Origin of the sequence: Streptococcus suis, assembly GCF_019794555.1 — a bacterium.
GTDB classification, from domain to species: Bacteria; Bacillota; Bacilli; order Lactobacillales; family Streptococcaceae; genus Streptococcus; species Streptococcus suis_AB.
On the sequence record NZ_JAIMEP010000057.1, the window covers coordinates 1 to 2,212 of the forward strand.

The following is a 2,212-nucleotide window of genomic DNA, read 5'->3' on the forward strand; positions in this document are numbered from 1 at the left end:
GTTAATAGATGATTTAAAGGATGAACTTTCTATAGAAGAGATTGAAAGGATTCGTCAATCTTTGGAAGAAAAGGAAAATCAATTAATTGAAGCGATTGACCAAACCGAAACAGTAGAAGGGGGCTGACCCATTATTAATAAGGAGTGGACAACATGATTGATGTAAATGAGCTATTGAAAGAAGCTATTAGAGAAACTGAAAATCTAAATGATGGCGAAGTTTTTCTTGTTAAAGATTTATTCAAGGGATATGTGGGGAATAGGATACCCAGAAAGGATCGACTTCTGCTTGGAACGTTATTTTTAAACCATGTTAGCAAAATGAATGGTAATTTAAAGGCTATTGAAAAGACTTCATCTAATCAGCAGAGGTATAAAAAGACAATTGATAAGTTTTAACTATCTTTTGTGAAATTAAAAAAATTATAAATATGTTGAGTAGAAGCAAAAGATTTGGCTTGGAATTTTTACAGCAGTGAATCGATAAAAGGAGCATGCTTGATGGTAGATAATATTATTAAATCAGTAGCAGAGAAATTATCCTCTCTGTCTTATATAGAAGGTATTGTTTTAGGTGGTTCACGTGCAAGGGGCACCCATACAGAGGATTCGGATATAGATATCGGCATCTATTACAATTCAGAATCATTTGACATAAATACTATTAATCAATTCGCTACAAAGCTGGATGATGAGCATAGAAATAACCTTGTTGTACCTCCCGGAGCATGGGGTGATTGGATTAATGGCGGCGGATGGTTAGTCATAAACGGGTATCATGTGGATTTAATTTTACGTGATATTAAACGTGTGGAACAAATAATGAAAGATACAGAGCACGGAATTGTTACTGCCAATTATCAGACTGGGCATCCCCATGGTTATATTAGTGCAATGTATCGAGGAGAATTAGCGATTAGCAAAATACTATATGCTAAGAATGAAAGCTTATGCGAATTAAAAAAACAGGCAGAAACTTATCCCAATGCTTTGCAGAAAAGTTTAGTTAACTTTTTTATGTTTGAAGCAGGGTTCTCTTTAATGTTTGTAAAAGCAAATTCGGGAACAGACGATAAATATTATATTGCGGGTCATGTTTTTCGTATAGTTTCATGTTTAAATCAAGTGTTATTTGCATGTAATAATGCTTATTGTATCAACGAAAAGAAAGCTATAAAACTGCTTGAAACTTTTGAACATAAACCTGAAAAATATACCGAGAAGGTAAATCATATTTTTGAAGTACTCGGTATCTCACTTTTTGAATGCTACGACATGACCGAGAAGCTTTATAATGAAGTGAATGAAATTGTATCGGAGATAAATAACTTTTTAAACGAGGAGAGTTCAGATGAAAGAAAACAAATATGATGATAATATATTTTTTCAAAAATACAGTCAAATGAGTCGCTCGCAGAAAGGACTGGCTGGTGCGGGAGAATGGGAGACTTTGAAAAAGATGCTACCTGATTTTAAGGGTAAGCGTGTGCTTGATTTAGGATGCGGCTATGGATGGCACTGTATATATGCGATGGAAAACGGTGCTTCCTCTGTAGTAGGTGTTGATATTTCTCATAAAATGCTCGAAGTAGCAAAAGGAAAAACCCATTTTCCACAGATTGAATATGAATGCTGTGCCATAGAAGATGTGGATTTCCCAGAGGAGAGCTTTGATGTAATACTAAGTTCGCTTGCGTTTCATTATGTAGCAGACTATGAGAATTTAATAAAAAAGATATATAGGATGCTGAAGGCTGGTGGCAATTTAGTTTTTACAGTTGAACATCCTGTTTTTACTGCTCATGGAACACAAGACTGGTATTATAACGAAAAAGGAGAAATACTGCATTTCCCGGTGGACAATTATTATTATGAGGGCAAACGGACAGCTATGTTTTTGGAAGAAAAGGTTACAAAATATCATAGAACACTGACCACATATCTAAATACACTGCTTTCAAATAGTTTTATAATAAATCAGATTGTGGAGCCACAGCCGCCAGAGAACATGATGGATATTCCGGGGATGGCGGATGAAATGCGACGCCCAATGATGCTGATTGTATCGGCAAAAAAGAAGATGTAATAATATAGAAAAAATAAACGAGGAGTATGTAAATGAGATCAGAAAAAGAAATGATGGATTTAGTACTTTCTTTAGCAGAACAGGATGAACGTATTCGAATTGTGACCCTTGAGGGGTCACGCGCAA

The 2,212-nt window shown here is 35.2% G+C and carries 4 protein-coding genes; all 4 read left to right on the forward strand.

Annotated features, from left to right (window positions below):
- Positions 1-153 precede the first annotated feature (153 nt).
- Complete coding sequence (locus K6V48_RS11530) at positions 154-399, forward strand: single-stranded DNA-binding protein (RefSeq protein ID WP_222369822.1); 246 nt, start codon at positions 154-156, stop codon at positions 397-399.
- Positions 400-501: 102 nt separating this feature from the next.
- Complete coding sequence (locus K6V48_RS11535; protein ID WP_000228166.1) at positions 502-1,371, forward strand: nucleotidyltransferase domain-containing protein; 870 nt, start codon at positions 502-504, stop codon at positions 1,369-1,371.
- A complete protein-coding gene (locus K6V48_RS11540; protein WP_000662263.1) occupies positions 1,352-2,086 on the forward strand; it encodes a class I SAM-dependent methyltransferase in 735 nt (244 codons plus the stop codon). The genes K6V48_RS11535 and K6V48_RS11540 overlap by 20 nt, the downstream gene beginning before the upstream one ends.
- A 32-nt stretch (positions 2,087-2,118) precedes the next feature.
- A partial coding sequence (locus K6V48_RS11545) for an aminoglycoside 6-adenylyltransferase (RefSeq protein WP_222369828.1) occupies positions 2,119-2,212 on the forward strand: 94 nt, incomplete at its 3' end.